Genomic DNA, 23,551 nt, shown 5'->3' with positions numbered 1-23,551 from the left:
CAAAACACACTAATTTGTTTCAGACAGGATGAAAGTAGGGAAGATGGAGAGGGGCTCGGTCGGCCTTATTCATTGAGCTTAGTTCGGGCTGGAATTGATTAGTTTCAGCTGTCCATCGGTTTGCTTCTGGTGCGGTGCCGGAATAGGAGCACCGGTTATAACAGCTGAGCCCGCTTCCTGAAACCCTACATATGACCGGCCGTCTTTTCCAGGAATTCCGGTTTTGCCTGCCTGGGTCATGATGTTGATGTGCCGGGTTGCTTTCTGACTATAGCGTGCATTACGGTTAAAGTTAATAACAAACCCATCGGAACTATAAGTCAGCGTTAAATCGCCGCCGCTACCTCCCGCTCCGGCTGCCGTTCCACTTTCGCCTTCAGAGCCCGTTTTAACTATAGTTGTTTGGTAAACAGTAGAATAGTTGCCGTCTGTTCCCATCACTTTAGTCGCTACTTTTTGGGTAACAGGTTTGCTTCCGTTTTTTCCTGTATAACCTTTTCCTCCGGCCCCACCCCGGGTGTCTATTGCCAGGCTACCCAGCTTTATAAAATGTAGGTTTAACTCGAGGTTACCTCCGTTTTCGCCATTTGTTGCGGGCACATTGCTTTTCCCATGTTCACCGTCACTCCCTCTGGAAGTTATAGTACAGTCATCTCCAACGTAAGCCGCTTTCACAACCATAGTTCCCGTTTTGTTCGCGACAAACTTAATTTCTGCTTTATCATGTAGCACAAGTGTATCTACTATAAGCCTGTTATCTGAACCTACAACATATACCTGCCCCGCTTTTATTTCAAGCTTCGAAACGGATTGCCCCTTTACTGTACCTAAAAGATTGAGTAGCAGAAACAACGATATTGATAAGGCTCTGAGCATAGTAATAGTCTATAGTTGCGAACGTATAAGTTATGTATGAGAACCTTATGTGTTAATCATGAGCCGAAGCCATATTCGCATTGTATAACCTGATCTGCCCATCTACAGAATCTACTTTCTTTATATGTTCTAATACACCGTCAGCACTCTGAAAGCCACCTTTGCCTGGGGTGCCGTCTCTGCCGGCATCGCCTACGGTGTGCAGCAGGGTTATGCTGTTCCGTGCTTTAGCGTGATTGAAAACCGGGATAAACTTTTTGGTGGAGTATGTGAAGATGATGTTGCCTCCGTTGCCGCCTGGCAGGCCTGTAGTTGCATTGGTTCCGTCGGTTCCGCGGGTACCGGGTATGAGCTCATAGGTAACTATGTCTTCCCCTTTAGGGCCTTTTATTATCTTCTTTTCCTGACGGTCCTTTATGCCATTCTTCCCGTTTTTACCATCCAGGCCATCGCCCCCAGTTCCGCCGCGCGTATCAATTGTCAGGCTTTTAAGTTTGTCGAAATGCATCGTAATATCCAGGTCGCCACCGTTCCCGCCGCGTGTGCCGCGCTTTTTAAGTTCAGAATCCAGGCCATTTACACCTCTCGATGAAATCTCACATTTACTGCCAACTAAAGCAACGTTAGCTTTTAAAACGCCGGGTGTATCAGAAGAGAATTTTATAGTTGATCTGTCGTGCATGATGAGAGTATCCACAGTAAGCATATTACCCGGCCCAACTATAAACACTTCTTTTTCTTTTATTTCCAGTTTAGCATAATGCGTTTGATCAGATTGAGCGCTGCACCAGACCGGGAGCAGCATCAGGCAGGTAAGAAGGTAGTTGTTTTTCATGTGGGTTGGTATAAGAGAGTAAATTTGTTTGTTTCAGTCAGGAATTAATTTGAAGTAACTTCTTGTCTTTTAACCTCAATTTGTCCTTCGTTGCTGGCTTTGGTGGGCGTGTATTTAACTATCCCATTTTTGCTCCCTATGCCACCACTTCCAGGCGCACCATCCTTTCCTTTTACACCACCGGCATAAAGTATATTTACGCTATGCGCTTTTCTCTTACTTTGATTGAAAGTGGGTGTGAATGATTTTGAGTCATAGGCTAATTTAAGTTGCCCGCCATTTCCACCGCTGCCACCTCTTGTAGCATCTGTGCCGTTGGTACCGGGGTCTCCCAGTTCTACTATAGTTGTAGTCTGCAATTTTCCTTTTGCATCAATATATGAGCGCGTCTCTGTTTTAGTGGGCTTGCCTCGTAATCCGGATTCTCCACTTGCACCTCTGCCACCATCTCCACCTCTTACATCTATGGTCAGCCATCCTAAACTCTCAAAGTTGAGAAATACATCCAGTTTCCCACCATCTTTGCCATCTTCGCCAGGTGTAAAATTGTTCCCTTTTATGCCATCTGCGCCTTTAGCAGTTATTTTGCATTTGCGGCCTATAAAAACAGCTCTGGCTACCAGTTTCCCGGGTTTAGCGGAGTCAAATCTGAGAATGGAGTTGTTGTGCATGATCAGTGTGTCAAGGTCGAGTTCGTTCTCAGGTCCTACAAAAAATATTTCATAAGGGTGTATTTCGAGTTTCCTGCTATTATTGGTTTGGGCGTTAGCTTCGATAGCCAGCAACAGAATGATCAGGGTGAGGAGTAAGTTTGTAAATTTCATAAGGATATGGCTTAAGTGTAGCAATATTCCAAGCAATAATATTGCCAAAATTAAATATATGAAATATTGATGAGGGAGGGTTCCTTAGATTAAACTATTCTCCCTAAATTACATCTAAGCACTACTAACTAATCTTACACTTTATCTGATATGAACCTTTACAAAACCAAAACCGCTGGCCTGGCTCTGCTGGGTCTGTTGCTGTTGGGTGGTTCTCCTGCGCCCGTTGCCTTTGCGCAGGGTGGCCAGGACCTGAACATCTCGTACCAACGACCACCGCAAACTATAGCTGACATCATCGATGCACCGGCCACACCATCGGTAAGCATCAACTCAAAAGGCGACCTGATGTTGCTGCTTGAGCGCCCGGGCTACCCGAGCATTGAAGAGCTGGCACAACCGGAAAGCCGCCTTGCCGGCCTGCGCATTAACCCTGCTACCAACGGGCAGAGCCGCGCTTCTTCTATCAGTAACATTAAAGTAAAACAGGTAAACGGAGGCCAGGAAAGCCAGATCAAAGGTTTGCCTCAAAACGCGCGTCTGTCTTACATCACCTGGTCACCGGATGAAAAGTATATTGCCTTTACAAACACTGTTGCCAACGGTATCGAACTATGGATTGCCGATATCAGCACAAAACAGGCGAAAAAGCTAACGAATGCAACTGTAAACGATGCCCACAGAGGTAGCCCTTTCGAGTGGACTTCAGATAGCAAAACACTGGTAGTAAAGTTTGTGGATGAAAACCGCGGCGAAATGCCAGAGCCTGTCCTGGCTCCGGCCGGGCCTACCATTCAGCAAAACATAGGCAAAGTAAAACCATCGCGCACGTACCAGGACTTGCTTAAAAACCGCTACGACGAGCAGCTGTTTGACTACTATATGCAAACGCAGCTGAAGCTGGTAACAGTAGACGGACAGCAGCAAACTATAGGAAAAGCTGGTGTGGTAAAAGGTTTTGAAGTATCGCCGGATGGTCAGTACCTGTTGGTTGAAATGATACAGAAACCTTACTCTTACCTGGTGCCGTCTTACAACTTCCCTTACAGTGTAGAAGTTTGGAGCCGCGATGGTAAAGTAGTAAAGCAGCTGGCGCAACTGCCGTTGGCAGAAGATATTCCGATCGCGTTTGATGCCGTAGCCAAAGGGCCACGCAACTATAGCTGGCGCCCTGATAAGGCTGCTACATTGTACTGGGCAGAAGCGCAGGATGGCGGCGATGCAAATAAAGAAGTAGCCGTTCGTGATATAGTTTATACCCTGGATGCACCTTTTGCTGCAAAACCAACTAAGCTGGCTACAACCAAATACAGATACAGAGGCATACAATGGGGCGAAAACCTGGCGCTGGTAAACGAACGTTGGTGGAAAACCCGTGCGGAGCGTGTAAGTTCAGTTGATCCTGCAAAACCAGGTAAAGCAACTGTACTGATAGAACGCTCTTACGAAGATGGCTACAATGATCCGGGTTCGCCTGTGTTCACTAAAAATAAGTTTGGCCGCAGCGTGCTGTTAACCGATAAAAAAGGCCAGCATATTTACATGATCTCGGAAGGTGGATCGCCGGAAGGTAACCGTCCGTTCCTGAGTGAATTTAACCTGAAATCTAAGAAGGCGAAAATTCTTTTCCGTTCGGAAGCACCTTATTACGAGCGCCCGGTTGATATCATTAACCTGGATAAAAAACAGATTATCACCAGAAGAGAATCTGAGAAAGATGCACCAAACTACTTTGTGCGTGACCTGGGCAAAAAGCAACTGACGCAGGTAACTACCTTCCCGCACCCGACTCCGCAACTGGAAGGTGTGCAGAAAGAAATGCTGCAGTACGAGCGTAACGATGGCGTTAAGCTGAACGCTGTTTTATACTTGCCAAAAGATTACAAGAAAGGCGACGCACCGCTTCCAATGCTGATGTGGGCTTACCCGCGCGAGTTTAAGAATGCAGCAACAGCCGGCCAGGTGAAAAGCTCTCCTTACGAGTTTACCCGTATCAGCTCCGGCTCGCCGTTGTTCTGGGTAACACAAGGTTACGCTGTGCTGGACAGAACCGATATTCCGATTGTAGGAGAAGGCAATGCGCAACCAAACGACACGTATAACGAGCAGCTGGTAGCAAGCGCCAAAGCTGCTATCGATAAAGTAGTAAGTATGGGTGTAGTTGATCCGAAGCGTGTAGCAGTTGGCGGTCACTCGTATGGCGCCTTCATGACAGCTAACCTGTTGGCACACTCTAACCTGTTTGCTGCTGGTATTGCCCGTAGCGGCGCTTACAACCGTACCTTAACGCCATTTGGTTTCCAGCAGGAGGAACGTTCTTACTGGGAGGCTCCGGAAGTATACCACAGAATGTCACCGTTCTCTTTTGCAGATAAAGTAAAAACTCCGATCCTGCTCATTCACGGTGAGGCTGATAACAACTCCGGTACTTTCCCGATCCAGAGCGAGCGTTTTTACAATGCACTGAAAGGCCATGGAGCTACCACGCGTTTAGTGTTCCTGCCGCACGAAAGCCACGGCTATGCAGCTAAAGAATCTATCCTGCACATGCTTTGGGAAATGGATACATGGTTGAACACTTACGTGAAGCACCGACCAGTACAATAAGTCTGATCTAATCATAAAAAACGCCCCGGTTAAACTATAGCCGGGGCGTTTTTTTTGCCCGGAGTATTACGTCAGCTCTGTTAGTGGTCTACAGCTAACGGCCTAAAGCAACTATAAACTATAAATACAGTATTTATTTTGATGAATTGCTCGTTGCTATATTTCGTACCTGTAACATAAAATAAAAATAATAGCCTTATGAAAAATAGATATCTGTTTCTCTCTTCGGCTGCACTTGCCGGCTTATTGCTTTCGGGTTGTAGTTCTTCCACCACCACTACCGACGATGCTGCTAATACAGCCTCTGCCAGTACAACAGAAATGAATATGGGCACCGGCCTGGACCTTGCCAATATGGATACCACGGTTAATCCCTGCGAAGATTTTTACCAGTATGCCAATGGCGGCTGGGTAAAAAACAACCCGATACCGGCATCGGAAAGTAGCTGGGGCTCTTTTAACGAACTAGCTGAAAAGAACAACGCCATCCTGCGCGAACTCCTGGCAGAAGCATCCTCGAACACTACCGTTACAAAAGGTTCACCGGCACAACTGGTCGGCGACTTTTATGCCGCCGGCATGGACTCTGCAGCTGTTAACAAAGCCGGCATGACGCCCATTAAACCGGAATTGGAACAAATTGCCGCTGCTAAAACCACCGACGAACTTTTAAAGAAAGTTGCTGACCTGAAAACCAAAGGCGTAAGTGGCTACTTTACCATGTATGTTACCCAGGACGATAAAATAAGTACACAATATGCGTTATGGGCAATGCAGGGCGGCTTGGGCTTGCCAGATCGTGACTATTACCTGAAAGAGGATGACCGTTCTAAAACCATCCGCACCGAATACCTGAAGCACCTGCAAAACATGTTCCAGCTGATTGGCGATGATGCTACATCTGCTCAGAAAAAAGCCAGAACCGTAATGGACATTGAAACCAGGCTGGCAAAGGCATCCAGAACCCGCGTGGAACTGCGCGACCCGTATGCCAACTATAACAAAATGACCATCCAGGAATTTGCCAAACAGAATCCGAACCTGAAAATTACCCAGCTCCTGACAAATATGGGAGCACAGTCGTCAAAAGAACTTATAGTTGGTCAGCCTGCCTTTTTTAAAGAGCTGAATGGTATGCTGAAGACTATACCACTAGCCGACTGGAAAACATACACGCGCTGGCATCTGGCCCGCACATCCGCACCTTACCTGAGCCAGGAATTTGTGCAGGAAAACTTCAACTTTTATGGCAAGGTACTGAATGGAGCTAAAGAAATGCAGCCCCGCTGGAAACGTGTGTTACGTGCAACTGATGGCGCCATGGGCGAGGCGTTAGGCCAGTTATATGTACAGAAAACATTCTCGCCGGAGGCCAAGCAGAAAGCCCTTGAAATGGTTAACAACCTGCAGGAGGCTTTTAAGGAACACGTGCGTGAACTGGACTGGATGAGCGAAGATACTAAAACCCGCGCCCTTGAGAAATTGAATGCATTTGCCGTTAAAATCGGTTATCCTGATAAGTGGGAGAACTATAAAGGACTCGATATTAGCCGTGGTTCTTATGCTGAAAATGTGATGCGCGCCAGCCAGTTTGCGTTCCGTAAAAACATTGGTAAAATTGGTCAGCCAGTAGACCGTACCGAATGGTTTATGTCGCCACCAACTGTAAATGCCTACTATAACCCGAGCATGAACGAGATCGTGTTCCCGGCAGGTATTTTACAACCTCCGTTCTTTGATCCGAATGCGGATGACGCTGTTAACTATGGCGGTATGGGTGCTGTAATTGGCCACGAACTTACTCACGGTTTCGATGATCAGGGCGCCAAATACGACTTTGAAGGTAACCTGAAAGACTGGTGGAGCAAAGAAGACCTGGAGAAGTTTAACACCCGCGCTGCGATGGTGGACAAACAATACAGTGGCTACACGGTTTTAAATAACATGCCTGTAAATGGAAAGCTAACGATGGGTGAGAACATTGCCGATATTGGTGGGTTAAACATTGCCTACACTGCGCTGCAAAAAGCATTGGAGAAAAAGAATCCGGGATTGATTGCGGGCTTTACGCCAGAGCAACGTTTCTTCCTGGCATGGGCCCAGATCTGGCGTGTGAACATGCGCGACGAAGCACAGAACCAGCAGATATTAACTGATCCGCATTCACCAGGTCGTTTCAGAACAAATGGCCCGGTGTCTAACATGCCGCAGTTCTACGAAGCTTTTGGTTGCGAGCAGGGCGATAATATGTTCCGTGCCGAGAACAACCGTGTGAAGATCTGGTAAACTATAAATTACAAACTATAGGTAAAGGCGCTGCAGCAATGCAGCGCCTTTACTTTTTCAGGGGAAACTATAAATCTTGAAGGGATTGAAGAACATTGAAGTAGATCGCTACTCTATCATTTTTATAGTATGCAGTACCGATTGTCTTGGCCAACTGCTGGCATCAACGGGTTCGTTGGCAATTTTATCTACTACATCCAGGCCTTCTATTACTTCTCCAAAGACCGTGTACTCTGTATCTAAAGATGGTTCTCCGCCAATAGTCTGGTAAAGTTTTACCTCTGCCGGGGTATACTTAATACCATGTTTCTCTTCCCAGGCCCGGATTTCATGAAGCGGTACTGGCTCGCCCTGCACGATGTAAAAGTTGTGTGAGGATGACTCTTTATCCGGGTTTTGTTCGTCGCCGTAGCGGGCCATGGCCAGGGCGCCTTTCTTATGTATATGCGTGCGATTAAACTCCTGTGGAATTTTATAGACCGTCTGTTTCATAGTTCGGTTATCGGAGTCGCCGCCCTGTATGGCAAATCCTTTAACAACCCTGTAAAACTCGCCCTGGTTGTAAAAACCTGATTTGGTGAGCCGAACAAAATTAGCGCGGTGCAAGGGTGTATCCTTATACAGGCGCACCTTTATATTGCCATGCCGTGTGCTGATAACAGCAATGCTATCCGGGTGATTTTTCGCATAATCAGTTAAAACGTCTCTTACATTGTCAGAAGATAAAGGAATGGTATCAGAGCTTGGAGAAACCTCTGTAGATAGGTCCGTTTCGCTGACAATCGATTCCTGCTTCTGGCCACATGCAACTATAAATAAAATATTGAGAATCAGGAATATATTATTTAAAGAAAATTTAAGAGACAGGTTTTTCACGGGAATTGCTTTTTTGTTCAGGTTCAAGCTACAAAATTCATATCATTTATGCCAATCTCTAACTACGTGGTAAATCTGTAAATTGAACTATATTAATAATATGTATTTTGAATGTAACTACTTCTATAGTAAAACAGGTATACGTTGCTACATCTGTAAGGTAGTGGCGCTGGAGTGAGAGACCGGTAAAAGTGGTTTTTGGTGGATGTTAAAGTGAGATGAAAGGGAAGTTGTCCTGGTCTGAAAAAAATATCGCCTGTTCAGGCATATTGAGGCCTGTTTTTAGTGATCAATTAAGCCTTTTATATATTTATATTTGTATATGTATCGATGATTCAATATCTTACATAAAATCCGGATTTATTTAATACCTATTATTTTAACTTTAACACCTTAAAAACAAATGAAAAACACCTTACAAATTCGAAACACTATGCGGTCTTTACTGCTGGGAACTGCTGTAGTAGCAGTATCATGTACGTTTACAGCCTGCGACAGCGAAACTGTCGATGCGGTAGCTACAGAAGATGCAATTCAGCAGAACGGAGAAAATGGAGCTCCGATCAGTGGACAATACATAGTTGTATTTAAACAAGGTAATCTGCGTATGGGCGAAACTGCTACATATGCGCAGAGTGTTGAAAGTGCCCGCCAGTTTGGTGTGGAGGTTTTTAATGAGAACAATATCTCTGACTTCGCTATTGAAAGATCTTATGGCAAAGCACTGGTAGGTGTAGTTGCAAAACTATCACCGGCTGATGTGGAGAGACTTCGTGGTGATGAGCGTATAGATTATATTGAGCAGGACAGAATTGTAGCGCTTGCCAAGCCAGGAACTGGTGGCGGTGGCTCTACAGGCGAGGAGATACCTTATGGTATTACGCGTGTTGGTTCTGCCAGCGGTGCCGGTAAAACTGCCTGGGTTATAGATACTGGTATAGACCTGGATCACCCAGACCTGAATGTTGACGTTGCAAGAAGCGTAACAATGTTTACGTCCGGTAAAGATGCCGGTAGTGCTGATGATGGTAACGGACACGGAACACACGTCGCTGGTACAATTGGTGCTATTAAAGGTAACGGTATCGGTGTAGTGGGTGTAGCTTATGGCGCAACTGTAGTGGCTGTAAAAGTGCTTGACTCACGTGGTAGTGGTTCTTACTCTGGTGTAATCGCCGGTGTGGATTATGTAGCTGCAAATGCTAAGTCTGGCGATGCTGCTAACATGAGCTTAGGTGGCCCTACTTCTGATGCGCTTGACCAGGCAATTCTTAGAGCTGCCGGTAAAGGTATTAAGTTTGCGTTGGCTGCCGGTAACGAAAGCACACACGCTAACAATTCATCTCCTGCGCGTGTAAACCACTCTAATGTGTACACTGTGTCTGCGATGGATGTAAATAACCGTTTCGCATCATTCTCTAACTATGGCAACCCTCCTGTAGATTTCTGCGCACCTGGTGTGAGCATCAAATCTACCTGGAAAGGTGGTGCTTACAACACGATCAGCGGTACTTCAATGGCATCGCCACACGTAGCTGGTCTGTTGTTGTTAGGTAACATCAGCACTGATGGATATGTGTCTAACGATCCGGATGGTAATGCGGATCCGATCGCACACATGTAATAAAGCTAAAGTTTTGTTTGCTTAAGTTTAAAGTTTGAAAAAAGGGCAGCCATTTGGCTGCCCTTTTTTATTTATAGTTGCTTCCGCATCACGTAGTCGTTCATCCAGTAAGGGCCTATGGCCAGGTCTTCTTCGTGGTGCACATAATAGCCGCACGATTCATAAAACAGCTTTGCCTTGTTGTACCTGTTCACGTTCAGGTCTATTTGTTTTGCCCCCAGTTTACGGGTTTCGTCCTCAACGTAAGTGATCAGCTTTCTGCCCAGCCCTTTGCCGTGGCATTCAGGTAACAGGTATATCTTGTTAAGTTTGTAAAGTTGCTCTCCAGCATCTCTTAAACTATAGCTTGCAAACCCCAGCGGCTTATCATCGCCAAAAAGCAGTAAAAAAGTTTGCCCTTCATCCATTTGCTGCTCCAGTGCTTCTTTATTATAGATGAGATCAAACATATAATCTATCTGCTCTTTTGATAGAATAGGTTTATAGGTTGGCTCCCAGGTAGCTTGGGCCAGTGATTCTAAAGTTGGGATATCGGATGTAGTGGCGGTGCGTATGCTATAGTTACTCATAAATGCTGTGGCTATAGTTGCAAGTTAAGCGCTGTAACTATAAATGCAAACCCTAAAGTATCCTGGCCTTTTGCCAGAAATCATATCTTTGTATAACATCAAACTATAACCTGATACATGAAAGCCATATACCTCGAAGCTATAAATTCACCGTTTGTACTGATAGATAAAGAGAAACCCGTTGCCGGCCCCGGCGAAGCGATAGTGCAGGTAAAATCCGCTGCCCTGAATCACCGCGACGTGTATATACAATATGGCCGTTACTTTACGAAAGAGTACCCTACTATACTGGGCTCTGATGGCGCCGGCATAGTTACAGAAGTAGGCGAAGGTGTTGACAAAAGCTGGATAGGAAAAGAAGTGATCATTGACCCATCAACGGATTGGGGCGATGACCTTCGCGCGCATGGGAAGAACTATAAGGTGCTCGGAATGCCTGAAGATGGTGCTTTTGCCGAATTTGTAAAAGTACGAGCCACCAACCTGCACGAAAAACCTGAACACCTGAGTTGGGAAGAAGCTGCTGCCTTACCGTTGGCTGGCGTAACGGCTTACCGTGCTATGTTTACTAAATGCGGTCTTAAAGCAGGCGAAAGAGTGCTGATAACCGGTGCAGGTGGAGGAGTGGCCTTGTTTGCTGTTCAGTTTGCCGTAGCAGCAGGAGCAGAGGTTTGGGTTACGTCCGGTTCTGATGAGAAAATTGAAGCCGCAAAAAAACTGGGTGCTACCGGTGGTATCAACTATAAAAATGAAAACTGGGGAAAAGAGCTTAAAACTATAGTTGGTGGCTTTGATGTAGCCATAGATGGCGCAGCCGGCGAAGGCTTTGTGCAACTGGTAAAACTGGCAAAATCCGGTGGCAGGATCGGGATGTATGGCGGCACAACCGGCATGATCGGGCAGATAAATCCGGCTGAAATATTCTGGAAACAACTGGCTATACACGGCAGCACCATGGGCACAAACCAGGACTTCGCCGAAATGGTAGCCTTTGTGCGCGACAAGAAAATAAAACCTATAGTTGACAGCATCTTCCCGCTGGAGAAAACCGAAGAAGCGATGCGCTACATGGAAGCCGGTAAGCAGTTCGGGAAGATTGTGGTAAGCGTTAGCTAATCTAAATGTCATCTCTACGATAGGAGAGACCTTTCTCGAATTCTAAAGAGATTTCTCGCTGCACTCGAAATGACATAGTAGGAAACAAAAAGTCCCGCTGCTATAGTTTAGCAGCGGGACTTTTTATAGTTCAGGAGATAATCTTTAAATCAGAGAATCCCTTTAATCAATAATAATTACTCATTAATTCCTGCCAGTTTCAGGAAGAAGGCATATTGAAGCGCAGTTTCGCGGTACGGACGGAAACGGCCGGAGGCACCGCCGTGGCCTGCTTCCATGTTGGTTTGCAGTAACAGCAGGTTGTCGTCGGTTTTCATCTCACGCAGTTTCGCTACCCATTTAGCTGGTTCAAAATACTGTACCTGTGAGTCATGTAAGCCTGTAGTTACCAGCATGTTCGGGTATGCTTTCGCTTCTACGTTGTCGTATGGCGAGTAAGAAAGCATATAATCGTAAGCTGCCTTCTCTGCCGGGTTACCCCACTCATCAAACTCACCCGTAGTTAACGGAATGCTGGTGTCCAGCATAGTAGTTACCACATCCACAAACGGTACGGCTGCGTGCACGCCTTTATATAGTTCAGGACGCATGTTAACTACGGCACCCATCAGCAAACCACCGGCGCTGCCACCTTGTGCAAACAGTTTGTCCGGGTTAGTATATTTCTGATCGATCAGGTACTCTGAAGCATCTATAAAGTCGGTGAAGGTATTTTTCTTCTTCATCATTTTGCCATCCTCATACCACTGACGACCCATTTCCTGGCCACCCCTGATGTGCGCAATAGCATATACAAAACCACGATCCAGCAGGCTTAGTCGGCTGGAGTTAAAGCCCGGATTCATGCTGATACCATACGAACCATAAGCATAAAGCAGGGTAGGGTTGTTACCATCCAGTTTCATGCCTTTGCGGTACACCAGCGATATCGGAATTTTAGTACCATCATCAGCTGTAGCATAAACGCGCTTCGACTCATAGTTATTCTTGTCAAAATCACCTACTACTTCCTGTTCCTTCAGTAACGTTTTCTCCTTTGTCACCATGTTATAGTCGTAGGTAGAGCTTGGCGTAGTAAGCGAACTATAACTATAGCGCAACACTTTGCTGTCAAAATCCGGGTTTATACTGATGCCGGCGGTGTAGGCTTCTTCTCCAAAGTCAACATAGTAGTCGGTTTTCGGATCGTTCCACTTTTTGATGCGCAGCTGTGTAAGGCCGTTTTTGCGCTCCTGCAGCACCAGGTAATCTTTAAATATCTCAGTCCCTTCCAGGTAAGTGTCCGGACGGTGGGCAATAACCTCTTTCCAGTTCTCCTTGGTGGTTTTGCCAACCGGAGTCTTCATCAGCTTAAAGTTGGTTGCACCATCTTTGTTTGTTCTGATGTAAAAGCTGTCGCCGAAATGGTCTACGTCATACTCCAAACCACGCTCACGCGGCTGTATTACTTTAAGGGCAGCCGTTGGGTTAGAGGCATCTATAAAGCGATACTCCTGTGCCATGGTACTGCTTGAACCGATAATGATGTACTTGTCAGATTTGGTCTTGTATACAAAAGTGCTGAAGGTCTCATCGGTTTCATGGTACACTTCTTTATCCTGAGAAGATGGCGTGCCAAGCGTATGACGGAAGATCTTGAATGAGCGTAGCGACGGATCTTTCATGGTGTAAAATACCGTTTTGTTATCGTTAGCCCACACAGCTGCGCCGGTTGTATTCAGAATACGATCAGGTAGTAGCTCACCGGTCTGCAGGTTCTTGAAACGGATGGTATACTGGCGGCGGCTCACGGTATCTTCGCCAAAAGCCAACAGGTTGTTGTTCGGGCTTACGTTCATGCCGGCAGCGGCGTAGTAACTCTGGCCTTCGGCCCGCTGGTTCGCATTCAGCATTACCTCCTCGGCAGCTTCCATAGTGCCTTTTTTACGGGCATAAATTGGGTACTCTTTACCAGCTTCGAAACGTGTGTAGTAAAAGTAACCGTTCTTCTTATAAGGTACCGATTCGTCAGTTTGCTTGATACGACCCACGATCTCGTCGAAAAGCTTTTCCTGTAACTGCTCTGTATCGGCCATTACCTTCTTGGTATAGTCGTTTTCAGCGTTCAGATAAGCAATTACTTCCGGATTTTCGCGCTCGTTCAGCCAGTAGTAATTATCGGTGCGGGTGTGGCCATGGGCCGTAAGCTCTTTAGGTACTTTTTTAGCAACCGGAGGTTTTGGCTCCGCTGTGGTAGTGCTTTCCATTTGTTCGGTGGTGGTATTTGTGGCAGTAGTAGTATTGCTCGTAGAGCAGCCTGTACCTACTACAAGCGAAGCCGAAAGCAGCGTACCAACATAGGCTGCTGCGGGTTTCAGTTTCTTCATAATTTGTGCTTGGGTTTAAGTGATGAGCTGCAGCCTGTGTGGCGGCAACTAAATATACGCGGTTTTTGTAAAAAAATAAAATGCGATAATGTTATGCTTGCATACTACTTTTTATTAATTTGGAGTCCTCTCAAACTATAAACTGAACTATGGCTACTCAACAGGAATTTGAAAGCGCAGTTGAGCGCTCCAAAACGTTAACCGAACGCCCATCGAATGATGTGCTGCTTAAACTATATGCCTTGTATAAGCAGGGCTCCGAAGGAGATGTAAACACAGAACGTCCTGGCGGTTTCGACTTTAAAAATATTGCCAAATGGGATGCCTGGAAAAGACAGGAAGGTAAAAGCCAGGAAGAAGCCCGTGCGGAATATGTGCAGTTTGTAAATGAACTGACTTCCAAATAAGCTGCCTTACCCGGAAAAGGTAAAAACCGTAGCCTGTGAGGCTACGGTTTTTTTGTGCCTGTTGCGGTTGGATGTTACTGTTCGCTCTTTATCTAAGCCTGGACCCTAAACAATATAACAGAGGATGTATGTATTTATATATATTATAATGGTTATATAAATAGATGCTTTAAACTGTATTGCTATTGGTAAAATTATACTTTAATTAATGCAAACCGTATAATGATACACAGCTACTCAACCAGTAGCTCCTCCAACGCCCTCTATTTATTTACCATATTAGATATTCTTTATGAAAAAGCATTACACGCTTAAGCTGCTGGCTTTGCTATGCTGGCTTTTGCCGTTTATAGTGCAGGGGCAAACTACTGTTAGTGGCAAGGTTACTGATTCCGGATCAGGTAGTGCGCTGCCAGGCGTAGCAGTTGTGGTGGTTGGTACCACTACAGGCACCAGCACCGATGTAAACGGTAATTATTCCATCACCCTGCCTTCTGAAAATGGCAGAATCACCTTCTCGTTTCTGGGGTATGTGTCGCAAACAGTAAGTATTACTCCGGCTGTAACAGAACTTAACATCCGGCTTGTTCAAAAAGCCACCAGCCTCAACGAAGTTGTGGTAACGGGTCTTGCTACCACAGTGAAAAGGACAAATGCCGCTAACGCAGTCTCCACTATCAATACCCGTGAGATAACAGGCATCACAACGCCCCAAACTATGGATGCTGCCATAAGTGGCAAACTGGTAGGTGCAAACGTAGTTCAGAACTCGGGTGCGCCGGGTGGCGGTATTGCCATGAAGCTGCGCGGGGTAACCTCTATTTTTGGTAATGCGCAACCACTCTATGTTATAGATGGGATAATCGTGGACAACTCCAGTATTTCAGGTGGCCTGAATGTAGTAACAGCTGCTGCCAACCAGGGAAATGCATCGAACCAGGATAACGCGTCTAACCGCATCGCAGACATTAACCCCGACGACATTGAAACGATAGAAGTATTGAAAGGTGCCTCCGCAGCTGCCATTTATGGTTCGCTGGCAGCAGCAGGCGTAGTCATCATCACAACAAAACGCGGAACAGTTGGCAAAACCTTAGTTGATGTTTCGCAGGATGTGGGCTTTACCGAGGCGGCACACTTATTAGGTATGCGCAATTTTACGGAAGAACGGGTAGCCTCCACTTACCTCGACCGACCTGAACTTGTTGAACAGTTTATCGAGGCACGTGATGCCGGCCGTCTGATTGATTACGAAGATGAACTATACGGTAATAAGGGGATGCTGTATAATACCCGCCTGAACATAAGCGGTGGAAATGAAAAAACACAGTTTTATGTAGGTGGCCTGGTGCAGGATGAAGAAGGTATTATTGAACGAACTGGCTACGAAAAAAAGTCACTGCGCTTTAACCTGGATCATGAGCTCTCCAAACGATTTAATTTTAGCTTAAGCACCAACTATATCAATTCAATAGCAAAACGCGGCCTTACCAATAACGATAACGCCGGTGTTTCTTTTGGTGTTGCTTTATCCAGTACGCCGAGCTTTGTAGATTTATTCAGGGATGATAGCGGTTTGTATCCGGATAACCCGTTCGCGGCTTCCAACTTTCTGCAAACCCGCGACCTGATGACGAACGAAGAGAATACAGACCGTTTCCTGGGTGGTTTCACCTTAAATACCAATCTGTATACCACTGACTTAAGCAGCACCAAACTAGTATTGCGTGCAGGCCTGGACTTTTACAACCTTAAAACGATCGCCATCTTCCCGAGAATACTACAGTTCGAACAGAACGGGAACCAGGGCACCTCAATACAGGGCAACAACTATAACCTGAACACCAACTTTGCTGCCTTTGTTGTAAACAACCTGTCGGTGGCAGATAACACCCTTGACTTTACAACCACCATTGGCGCCACACGCGAAAACTTTAACCAGGACCAGGTACTAACTATAGCCACGCAGCTTATCGGCTCCCAGACAAACCTGGACCAGTCGAGTGCTGTAACTGTGGATCAGACCCAGCTGCCGGTCAGAAACAAAGGTTTGTTCTTCCAGGAAGAAGTTAACTTCAGTGACCGCATTATTGCTACTGCTGGTTTGCGCCTGGACAAGTCATCCAATAACGCTGATGTTAACGAGTTCGTGGCTTTCCCTAAGTTCTCGCTGGCTCTGAACCTTGCCAACTTCGGCTTCTGGACGCAGGAAAGTATAAATATGCTCAAGCTTCGGGCAGCATACGGCGAGGCTGGCGGTTTCCCACCATTTGGCTCTAAGTATACGTCATTTTCACCCTTCAACATTGGTGGCAATCCGGGTATTATAGTTCCGCTGCAGCGCGGTAACGCAGACATTAAACAGGAGCGTCAGAAAGAATTTGAAACCGGAGTAGACATTGGTATACTGGGAGATAAGGCTGTTCTGGAAGCGACTTACTACGTGAAAACAGTTTCGGATCTTATCTTGGTGCAGAACGTGCCAAGCTCAACCGGTTTTACTACCAGAATAGTAAATGCCGGCGAGCTGCGAAACCGTGGCGTAGAACTGGCACTTAGCTCAACTCCTTTCGATGTTGCCGGCTTTAAATGGGATTCCAGGATCAGCTATTGGGTGAACAACTCTGAAATAACAGAACTGAATGTGCCTGCTTTTCCATTGGGGGGATTTGGTAACACCCTGGGTACATTCTTTATAGAAGAGGGTAAATCAGCCACTCAGATTAAAGGTATAAAAGGGGATGAAGGTGTGGTTGTTCTTGGCGATGCTGCCCCGGATTTTCAGATGAACTTTCACAACTTCTTTACCATCAAACAGAACCTGACTTTCTCCTTCCTTTTGCACTGGAAAGAAGGCGGCGATAACATTAACCTGACCCAATTACTGACAGACCTCGGCGGTACTTCTTTTGATTACGACGATGACGATGATGGAGATGGCATACCCAATGCCAAAGAGCGTACCGATGCCCTGGGAGTAACGGCAGAGCCCTTTGTGCAGGATGCATCTTACCTGCGATTGCGTGAGATCGGGTTGTATTATACGCTGCCCACCAGTTTACTGGAAGGTGTTTTCAGTGGTATAGTTCGACAGGCTAAGATCGGGGTATCGGCCAATAACCTGTTTACCATAACCGATTATGACAGCTACGATCCGGAAGTCTCCAACTTTGGTGGCAACGGGTTATCTACCGGGGTGGATGTTACTCCTTTCCCTTCTTCTAAAAGGTATTTCCTGCATCTCTCTATCGGTTTCTAATTTTAAAAATGATCAATATGAAAAGGTATATAAGTACATTAAAATTTAAACCGGTAATGGCGTTTCTGGCAATAATACTCATGTTGCCAGCCTGCGAAATTGATGATATTCCGGATCCCAATAACCCAACCGTTGAATCGGTGCTGGTAAACGCGACAGTAGACGACCTGAATAACCTGGTAGTAGGTACTGAAGCTGGTATGCGCACATTCTTAGCTACTTACTATGATGACATGGGCGTGATTGGCCGTGAACACTATCGTTTTTCCAGTGCTGACCCACGTTTTACTGCCGATCTGTTAGGGAAAGGTAGTTCTGTGCTGGATGATAACACGTTTTATACTACAAACCCCTGGGCAGGCCGCTACAGAGTGGTAAAAAATACAAATATTCTGATCGCATCGGCCAATAATACGACCTTGATCTCTGATGAAGAACGGGAGGGCTACCTTGGATTTGCCGAAACTATAAAAGCACATCAGCTGCTCCTAAACCTGACCATGATGTATGAGCCGGGCATTCGATTAGATGTGGATGACCCTGACAATCTCGGACCATTTGTGGAACGTGAAGCAGCCCTCGATTCGATTGCGTTGCTGCTGGATGAAGGAGCAGGGCATATTGCGGCGGCCGGTGAAGAGTTTCCGTTTACGTTGTCAGAAGGATTTGAAGGCTTTAACGATCCGGCGGGTTTTCTGCAGTTTAACCGGGCACTTGCTGCGCGTGTAGCCGTTTACCGTGAAGAATTTGGAGAGGCCTTAACGTTATTGGAAGGATCATTTTTAGACTTGAGTACCGATTTCAATAAAGGGGTGTACTATACATTCAGTGCTTCTTCCGGCGACTTACTGAATCCGGTGTTTGTGGCACCAAACTCTTCCGGAGAAATACGCATTGCACATCCAAGCTATATCAGCGACATTGCACCAAACGATGACCGGATCTCGAAAGTATTGTTACGGGATGAAGCTGCTTCCTTGGATAATCTGACGGGCAAGTACGATGTAGCAGTTTATAAGTCAAACACAGACCCGATCCCGATTATCCGCAACGAAGAGCTGATTCTGATCTATGCAGAGGCAAACATACAGACCGGAAACACTCTGGAAGCTGTAAAGGCGCTGAACATCATCAGGCAGGGGCATGGGGTAGGACCATACGTGGGGCTGGTTACAAAAGAAGCGCTTATAGATGAAATGCTGTACCAGCGACGCTATTCTTTATATTTTGAAGGGCACCGCTGGGTAGATTTGCGCCGTTACAACCGCCTGGATGAGTTACCTATCGATCGTCCGGGAGACGATGTCTGGACCTCTTTCCCGAAACCGTTTATAGAGCAGGCTTTTTAAATAGCGAGGCTGGAAATATAAAGGGAGCCGTGTAAGGCTCCCTTTTTTATTTTAGCTTCCAGGTATGGCCACAATTATAGCACCTGTATTTATGACTCAGGAAAGGCAACGGAAAACCAAAAAGGAGGTAACTCAGTGAAAATACTGTTTTGTTGTACTTCTCCTCGGCAATACGATCAGAGCCGCACTCGGGGCAGGTAGTAGCTATTACGTGTTCCTGCATAGGCGGTGCAAGCTCAATGTTGTCATCCAACAAAAACTCACTGCTGCCGCCCTGTATACGAGCCAGCACGGCACGAGCCTCTTCCTCGTCCTGTTCGGTAACTTTAAGTTTTACACCACCAACAGCCACAGAGTAAAAAGGCTGGGCACCAACTATATGCTCATCGCTCAGAAAGCAAAGTATGCCTTCTGCCTCCAGCCGGCCTTTCATAATATGGGCTTCGGTGGGTTCGTTAAAAGCGGCTATAGTTACAAAGCGTTCAGCCATGGTGTATATTAGTGTATCAACTATAGTTTATAGTTAAGCTTTCTTTTCAGGCAAGTCAAATGCCTGGGCATCGTGCTCAAAGTGGCCTTTGTGAGAGCCGTCGCAGAACGGTTTGTTTTTAGACAGACCACAACGACAAACAGAAACCAGCGTGCGGCCACCTAAGCCATATAAGTTTCCATCCTTATCTACTATTTCAAAGTCACCTTCAATGCGAAGCGATCCGTTATTGTTTACGGTTATTTTAGTTTTTGACATCAGTTAAATGTGAGGTATAAAGCAAATATAGCTATTTATAGTTGTATCTGGTGCACTACAGGCCGTATAAAAACCGAAGCGGCTGCAAGACTAATCCCGCAGCCGCTTCGGCTTAAACTAATGTGCCTGTTTGCCTAATTGCTATACAAATAGCTAAAGGTCTGTGCCTGGCCGTTTGGCGAAGTCACCGTCTGGCTGGTTGGGTAGCCGCGCTCATCATACTTGTATGTGTACGTATAACGGTAAGACTTTTTGCTGGCGTGTACTAGGGTAGAAGCCACCGTCATGTTGTTTGGGCTGGCTGCTGCACCCGGCTCACCGTGTGCAAAAAATGGATTCTGGTTAGAGTCGTATGAGTACGTAGTGGTAGAGAACAGTTTGCCTGTGCCTTTGCTATCAACTACATATTGCTTTTCCTGGCCAAAGTTGCCATTCGGAAGCACTTCGTACGTGGTGTAAGACTTCAGTTCTGCAGAAGCAACATCTTTGCCTTCATAAACTGTTTTCTTCTCTAACTCTTTTTTAGAGTTGTAAGCGAACGTGGTAACAGCGTTGTACTCCAGTTTGCTACCATTGTAGTAAGAAGTGGTGGTTTGTGTCAGTTGGTTCTTGTTGTTGTACTTGTAATCCTGCTCCGATAGCATAGCGTGGTTAGCACCTGCATGTGAAGAAGATTTGATAACGTTGCCTTTTGAATCGCGGATAAACTTCTCGAAAGACTCCAGGTCACCGGTTTCCTTGTCGTAGTAGTTTATCTGGGTAAGCGATTTACCAGCATAGTTGTAAGAGGTTACCTCCGAAGAGTCTACCATTACATGAGAGATAGCACCCTGCTCAAAGGTTGGCTGAAGTGTATCTTTTTCCCTGTCATCGCAAGATGAGAAGGCTACCACGCCGAAAAATAGCATGGCAGGCATAATTCTGTTTTTCAATTTCATTTGGCTAAAAGTTGAAAACGTGAAAACTAAATTTCACCAGTTACCTAAGCTGGTGTTGGGTTTAGAACGGTACAAGATTAAAAATAATTGCACTTGGTAAGAAAAAACAATAAAATAAATTCATTGTATTGTATATAGCCAGGTATTTTTAGAGTTGTAACTAATTGATTAAAAGGTTATTTGTTGTTGAATAGGTAAAATTGAAAAAGGTTGTATAAATTTATAAAATACAATCAATATATAATTTTACCTATTTAACAGGTTTGGGTTTATTTAATTAAGACTTGCACTTTGCGCTATTGCGAGTAGTTCGTCGCCGGAGTCTATGTCATGGCGCAGCTGTTCTTTAAAGCTTACCGATACGCGAATAGCCCGTAAGCCCTGCACACCCTGCATCTCATCTATTTCAAGCATTTCCACATCCTTCTCTATATATCCCTCCGATTGCAGAAACTCGATGTAGCGCATGTATTCAACCGCTTCTTTTTGCTGGGTATAAACTATAGCAATTTTGCCCGGCTGGGTAAGGCGCTCTGCGGCATCTTGTACGGTGGCTTTATCCAGGCGCTTTTTAATAATTTCGTACCGTATATTACTGGCGCCTTCCACATCAAATTTCTTCTCATCCAGCCTGAACTTAATAGAGATCGGATCGCTGTGCACGAGTATAAGCTGCGCAATCTCTAACGGTAGTTTTAGCGTAGCGCGCAGGTTTTGTATGCGTCGGGCAATTTCGCAGGTAAGCATCAGTTGCCACAGGCGCATGTTTTTCAGGTAGATCTTCTCAAAGTTGCCGCTATTCAGTAGCGATGCGCCAATGTAAATGTTATACTCCAGCCCGTCAGTTTTGTACTTCTCGAAATAATGCGGGAATATTTGCTGTGCCTTTTCTTCTTCCCGGTCCAGGAACGAGGAAATGGTTTCGTTGATCAGGTACAGGCTTTCTTCGTACGCACGGCGCTTGTTATATACCACGTGGTGTGGGTTGGTAATCGCATTTTTATACCGCTTTATAGTTTGCTCTGTTTGCGGGTTAGTTTTCAGGAAGTAATTAAACAGCGCCTCTACCTCTGATCTCAGAAACTCCAGCACTTGCGCTTCATCGTCAGGGGCAAGTTCCGCCATAATATTTTGCGAGAATTTATCTATCTTAAATGTAAGCTCGTCCAGAATAGGCAGTGGCAGATTATCTTTAGCTGAAAGCAATACCTCTTTGGCAAGTACCAGCTGGTCCAGCAAGTCGCCCTGTATCGCTTTATTTCGTTCTATGGCAGAGCTGCGCACATCCGATACACCATAAAGCGGGTAAATATCACGGAACACAATTGGCTCGATTTCGGCGGTGGCGTTGCGCTCCATTTTATCCAGGAAGTTGATGGCAGCCTGGGTAAACCGCCATTCCACTACAGGGTGTATAGCAGTATATTTTTCTTTGATGACGTTCTGGATACTGCTTCGGAGTTCTTCCAGGCCACGGTGCATAGCCAGGGCAAAAAGCGGCAGTATTTCCTTCAGTCGAATCATGGAAAGCGCATTGAGTTCGCCAGGTATCGGGGAGGCTACTTCCAGTAAACCAATAATATGCCCTTCGTACTGCAGCGGCGCGATGATCAGGTTGCGAATGCCATCTTCAAGTAAAATCTTTTCTATCCGGGTCGGGCTGGAGAACAGTTTCAGGTCCTCTACTATAATGGTATGGCCATGCTTTATAACTGGCTCATAAATAGAGCCGCGCAGGTCATCCATTTTAAGGTCGCTATTCTGCGTGAACACAAGGCCGTTCCATATTTTACGGGCATATGTTGTGTCAAACTCCTGCATGGCGGGGCAGGAGGCAAGCCCGAATTTTATACCCGGCAGGCCAAACAGCACACGCAGCTTCTGTTGCAGACTCCTGATACTGCCTTCTGAGGTAACGGCATCCTGCTCCAGCAGGTCGTAACGCAACGAAGAAATGGTTTCCTCCATGGTTACATCCGTAAAGTCGTAAATGGCAAATCCTGTAAACTCAAAGTTTTCCGGAGGCAGCCACTTCATCCACAGATCCAGGTTGTTGTAGCGGTTTATCAGGAAGTTAATTTCCTGTGGTTTCAGTTGTTTGAGCTCACCGGTCAGTTTTACATCCATAAACTTAAGGTCTATGCTCAGTTTATAGTGGCGCTCGAGTTGGGTGAACTTATCTTTTATAACAAAAATAAAAGGCTGGTCTACTACAAAGTTTGCTTTATAGAATTTCTCCAGAATAATGGTATAAGCCGAAAGCGTAAGCCGGAATAGGAGCGTTTTCAGGTCCAGGTTCAGTTTTCCGGTATAGTTACCGCCACCCAGCAGCTGCAGTTCTTCCAGGCGCGGAGTAGCATAAAAACTTTCGAAATGGAAAGGCAGCACCGTTGCGCGCAGGTCGTTTTCCCACAGCGCACTCGGGAAAATGTCTTCCATCAGTATATCTATGGTACTGATGTGTTCGTCAATAAGCGACGTATCGTCTAAAGGTTTCAGCAGGTTGGGAGTCTTCCGCAACAGGTCAGCCAGTTCCTTCACACGCGAAATGTTGCAGCTAGGGTCGGTTTTTACTTTGTTTTCCCAGTAGGCAACAAGGGGAGACAGACTAAGCGTAGTTCTGAACGGAAACTTGTCCGTACTCAGAATAATCTCATCTTTATTGGTGATAGATACAACAGTTTCGTGGAAGCTGCTCCTTGGGTTACTCATAGGGCGATTTTGATTTAGAAGGCCTGGCAGCCGAAAAGTTGGTGTAGACAGGCAAAGAATTCTATAGTTTCATATCATTTAACGTATTCTACTTGTAAAGGATAGTGCAATTTTTGCGAAATGCTGAAAGCGCTGTAGGTATAGTATTTTGCTCCATAA

The 23,551-nt window shown here is 45.8% G+C and carries 17 protein-coding genes; 7 read left to right on the top strand and 10 right to left on the bottom strand.

Translation table 11 applies throughout. From position 1 onward, the window contains the following. Nucleotides 1-78 precede the first annotated feature (78 nt). From KYK27_RS01335 to KYK27_RS01325, 3 genes are read right to left on the bottom strand one after another with little or no spacing between them, the layout of a single operon-like run. Nucleotides 79-876, bottom strand: a complete 798-nt coding sequence (locus tag KYK27_RS01335; RefSeq protein ID WP_199108271.1) for a hypothetical protein — start codon at nt 874-876, stop codon at nt 79-81. Nucleotides 877-928: 52 nt separating this feature from the next. After that, complete coding sequence (locus tag KYK27_RS01330) at nt 929-1,711, bottom strand: hypothetical protein (RefSeq protein ID WP_199108270.1); 783 nt, start codon at nt 1,709-1,711, stop codon at nt 929-931. Between the two features lie 44 nt (nt 1,712-1,755). Further along, nucleotides 1,756-2,535, bottom strand: coding sequence for a hypothetical protein (locus KYK27_RS01325; protein ID WP_199108269.1), 780 nt, complete (start codon nt 2,533-2,535; stop codon nt 1,756-1,758). A 150-nt stretch (nt 2,536-2,685) separates the two neighbouring features. Here KYK27_RS01325 and KYK27_RS01320 point away from each other — a divergent pair, with 150 nt between their 5' ends. Together KYK27_RS01320 and KYK27_RS01315 are read left to right on the top strand one after the other, a co-directional pair. Continuing rightward, the gene (locus KYK27_RS01320; protein ID WP_199108268.1) at nt 2,686-5,142 is read left to right on the top strand and encodes an alpha/beta hydrolase family protein; all 2,457 of its coding nucleotides are present in this window, start codon (nt 2,686-2,688) and stop codon (nt 5,140-5,142) included. Nucleotides 5,143-5,340: 198 nt separating this feature from the next. Continuing rightward, nucleotides 5,341-7,428, top strand: coding sequence for a M13 family metallopeptidase (locus tag KYK27_RS01315; RefSeq protein WP_199108267.1), 2,088 nt, complete (start codon nt 5,341-5,343; stop codon nt 7,426-7,428). 108 nt (nt 7,429-7,536) lie between these two features. Here the strand turns inward: KYK27_RS01315 and KYK27_RS01310 are convergent, their stop codons facing one another. Next, entirely contained in the window at nt 7,537-8,304 is a 768-nt protein-coding gene (locus KYK27_RS01310; RefSeq protein ID WP_317195873.1) for a peptidylprolyl isomerase, read from the bottom strand. A gap of 433 nt (nt 8,305-8,737) precedes the next feature. On the opposite strand from KYK27_RS01310, the gene KYK27_RS01305 reads away from it, so the two are divergent. After that, entirely contained in the window at nt 8,738-9,928 is a 1,191-nt protein-coding gene (locus KYK27_RS01305) for a S8 family peptidase (RefSeq protein ID WP_233150202.1), read from the top strand. A gap of 71 nt (nt 9,929-9,999) precedes the next feature. Here the strand turns inward: KYK27_RS01305 and KYK27_RS01300 are convergent, their stop codons facing one another. Continuing rightward, a complete protein-coding gene (locus KYK27_RS01300; protein ID WP_199108265.1) occupies nt 10,000-10,497 on the bottom strand; it encodes a GNAT family N-acetyltransferase in 498 nt (165 codons plus the stop codon). 117 nt (nt 10,498-10,614) lie between these two features. On the opposite strand from KYK27_RS01300, the gene KYK27_RS01295 reads away from it, so the two are divergent. Further along, on the top strand, nt 10,615-11,613 hold the full coding sequence (locus KYK27_RS01295) for a zinc-binding alcohol dehydrogenase family protein (RefSeq protein WP_199108264.1): 999 nt from the start codon (nt 10,615-10,617) through the stop codon (nt 11,611-11,613). A 176-nt stretch (nt 11,614-11,789) separates the two neighbouring features. Here KYK27_RS01295 and KYK27_RS01290 read toward each other — a convergent pair whose 3' ends face one another. Then, a complete protein-coding gene (locus tag KYK27_RS01290) occupies nt 11,790-13,979 on the bottom strand; it encodes a S9 family peptidase (protein WP_199108263.1) in 2,190 nt (729 codons plus the stop codon). A gap of 149 nt (nt 13,980-14,128) precedes the next feature. Here KYK27_RS01290 and KYK27_RS01285 point away from each other — a divergent pair, with 149 nt between their 5' ends. The 3 genes from KYK27_RS01285 to KYK27_RS01275 all read left to right on the top strand — a co-directional run bounded on the left by KYK27_RS01285 (nt 14,129) and on the right by KYK27_RS01275 (nt 18,994). After that, nucleotides 14,129-14,386, top strand: coding sequence for an acyl-CoA-binding protein (locus KYK27_RS01285; RefSeq protein ID WP_199108262.1), 258 nt, complete (start codon nt 14,129-14,131; stop codon nt 14,384-14,386). A 292-nt stretch (nt 14,387-14,678) separates the two neighbouring features. After that, complete coding sequence (locus tag KYK27_RS01280; protein ID WP_199108261.1) at nt 14,679-17,645, top strand: SusC/RagA family TonB-linked outer membrane protein; 2,967 nt, start codon at nt 14,679-14,681, stop codon at nt 17,643-17,645. A gap of 17 nt (nt 17,646-17,662) precedes the next feature. After that, nucleotides 17,663-18,994: a RagB/SusD family nutrient uptake outer membrane protein gene (locus KYK27_RS01275; RefSeq protein ID WP_199108260.1), complete on the top strand. Its 1,332-nt coding sequence runs from the start codon at nt 17,663-17,665 to the stop codon at nt 18,992-18,994. Nucleotides 18,995-19,040: 46 nt separating this feature from the next. Here the strand turns inward: KYK27_RS01275 and KYK27_RS01270 are convergent, their stop codons facing one another. From KYK27_RS01270 to KYK27_RS01255, 4 genes are all read right to left on the bottom strand, one after another. Further along, nucleotides 19,041-19,484: a putative signal transducing protein gene (locus KYK27_RS01270; protein ID WP_199108259.1), complete on the bottom strand. Its 444-nt coding sequence runs from the start codon at nt 19,482-19,484 to the stop codon at nt 19,041-19,043. Nucleotides 19,485-19,517: 33 nt separating this feature from the next. Continuing rightward, the gene (locus KYK27_RS01265; protein ID WP_199108258.1) at nt 19,518-19,742 is read right to left on the bottom strand and encodes a CDGSH iron-sulfur domain-containing protein; all 225 of its coding nucleotides are present in this window, start codon (nt 19,740-19,742) and stop codon (nt 19,518-19,520) included. A 134-nt stretch (nt 19,743-19,876) separates the two neighbouring features. Next, on the bottom strand, nt 19,877-20,680 hold the full coding sequence (locus KYK27_RS01260; protein ID WP_199108257.1) for a hypothetical protein: 804 nt from the start codon (nt 20,678-20,680) through the stop codon (nt 19,877-19,879). A gap of 273 nt (nt 20,681-20,953) precedes the next feature. Further along, nucleotides 20,954-23,392 (bottom strand): GAF domain-containing protein, encoded by a 2,439-nt coding sequence (locus KYK27_RS01255; RefSeq protein WP_199108256.1) that lies wholly within the window; start codon nt 23,390-23,392, stop codon nt 20,954-20,956. Between the last annotated feature and the right edge of the window lie 159 nt (nt 23,393-23,551).

It is taken from the genome of Pontibacter populi (assembly GCF_019336435.1).
Classification (GTDB): Bacteria; Bacteroidota; Bacteroidia; order Cytophagales; family Hymenobacteraceae; genus Pontibacter; species Pontibacter humidus.
Note: the sequence above shows the minus strand (reverse complement) of the source record. Positions and strands in the feature narration are given on the sequence as shown.

What these genes read in the sequence shown, in the direction of transcription:
- KYK27_RS01290 (WP_199108263.1), bottom strand. Translation starts at nt 13,979, where the DNA reads ATGAAGAAACTGAAACCCGCAGCAGCCTATGTTGGTACGCTGCTTTCG.
- KYK27_RS01270 (WP_199108259.1), bottom strand. Translation starts at nt 19,484, where the DNA reads ATGGCTGAACGCTTTGTAACTATAGCCGCTTTTAACGAACCCACCGAA.
- KYK27_RS01305 (WP_233150202.1), top strand. Translation starts at nt 8,738, where the DNA reads ATGCGGTCTTTACTGCTGGGAACTGCTGTAGTAGCAGTATCATGTACG.
- KYK27_RS01300 (WP_199108265.1), bottom strand. Translation starts at nt 10,497, where the DNA reads ATGAGTAACTATAGCATACGCACCGCCACTACATCCGATATCCCAACT.
- KYK27_RS01315 (WP_199108267.1), top strand. Translation starts at nt 5,341, where the DNA reads ATGAAAAATAGATATCTGTTTCTCTCTTCGGCTGCACTTGCCGGCTTA.
- KYK27_RS01320 (WP_199108268.1), top strand. Translation starts at nt 2,686, where the DNA reads ATGAACCTTTACAAAACCAAAACCGCTGGCCTGGCTCTGCTGGGTCTG.
- KYK27_RS01255 (WP_199108256.1), bottom strand. Translation starts at nt 23,392, where the DNA reads ATGAGTAACCCAAGGAGCAGCTTCCACGAAACTGTTGTATCTATCACC.
- KYK27_RS01330 (WP_199108270.1), bottom strand. Translation starts at nt 1,711, where the DNA reads ATGAAAAACAACTACCTTCTTACCTGCCTGATGCTGCTCCCGGTCTGG.
- KYK27_RS01260 (WP_199108257.1), bottom strand. Translation starts at nt 20,680, where the DNA reads ATGAAATTGAAAAACAGAATTATGCCTGCCATGCTATTTTTCGGCGTG.
- KYK27_RS01265 (WP_199108258.1), bottom strand. Translation starts at nt 19,742, where the DNA reads ATGTCAAAAACTAAAATAACCGTAAACAATAACGGATCGCTTCGCATT.
- KYK27_RS01295 (WP_199108264.1), top strand. Translation starts at nt 10,615, where the DNA reads ATGAAAGCCATATACCTCGAAGCTATAAATTCACCGTTTGTACTGATA.
- KYK27_RS01280 (WP_199108261.1), top strand. Translation starts at nt 14,679, where the DNA reads ATGAAAAAGCATTACACGCTTAAGCTGCTGGCTTTGCTATGCTGGCTT.
- KYK27_RS01285 (WP_199108262.1), top strand. Translation starts at nt 14,129, where the DNA reads ATGGCTACTCAACAGGAATTTGAAAGCGCAGTTGAGCGCTCCAAAACG.
- KYK27_RS01325 (WP_199108269.1), bottom strand. Translation starts at nt 2,535, where the DNA reads ATGAAATTTACAAACTTACTCCTCACCCTGATCATTCTGTTGCTGGCT.
- KYK27_RS01335 (WP_199108271.1), bottom strand. Translation starts at nt 876, where the DNA reads ATGCTCAGAGCCTTATCAATATCGTTGTTTCTGCTACTCAATCTTTTA.
- KYK27_RS01275 (WP_199108260.1), top strand. Translation starts at nt 17,663, where the DNA reads ATGAAAAGGTATATAAGTACATTAAAATTTAAACCGGTAATGGCGTTT.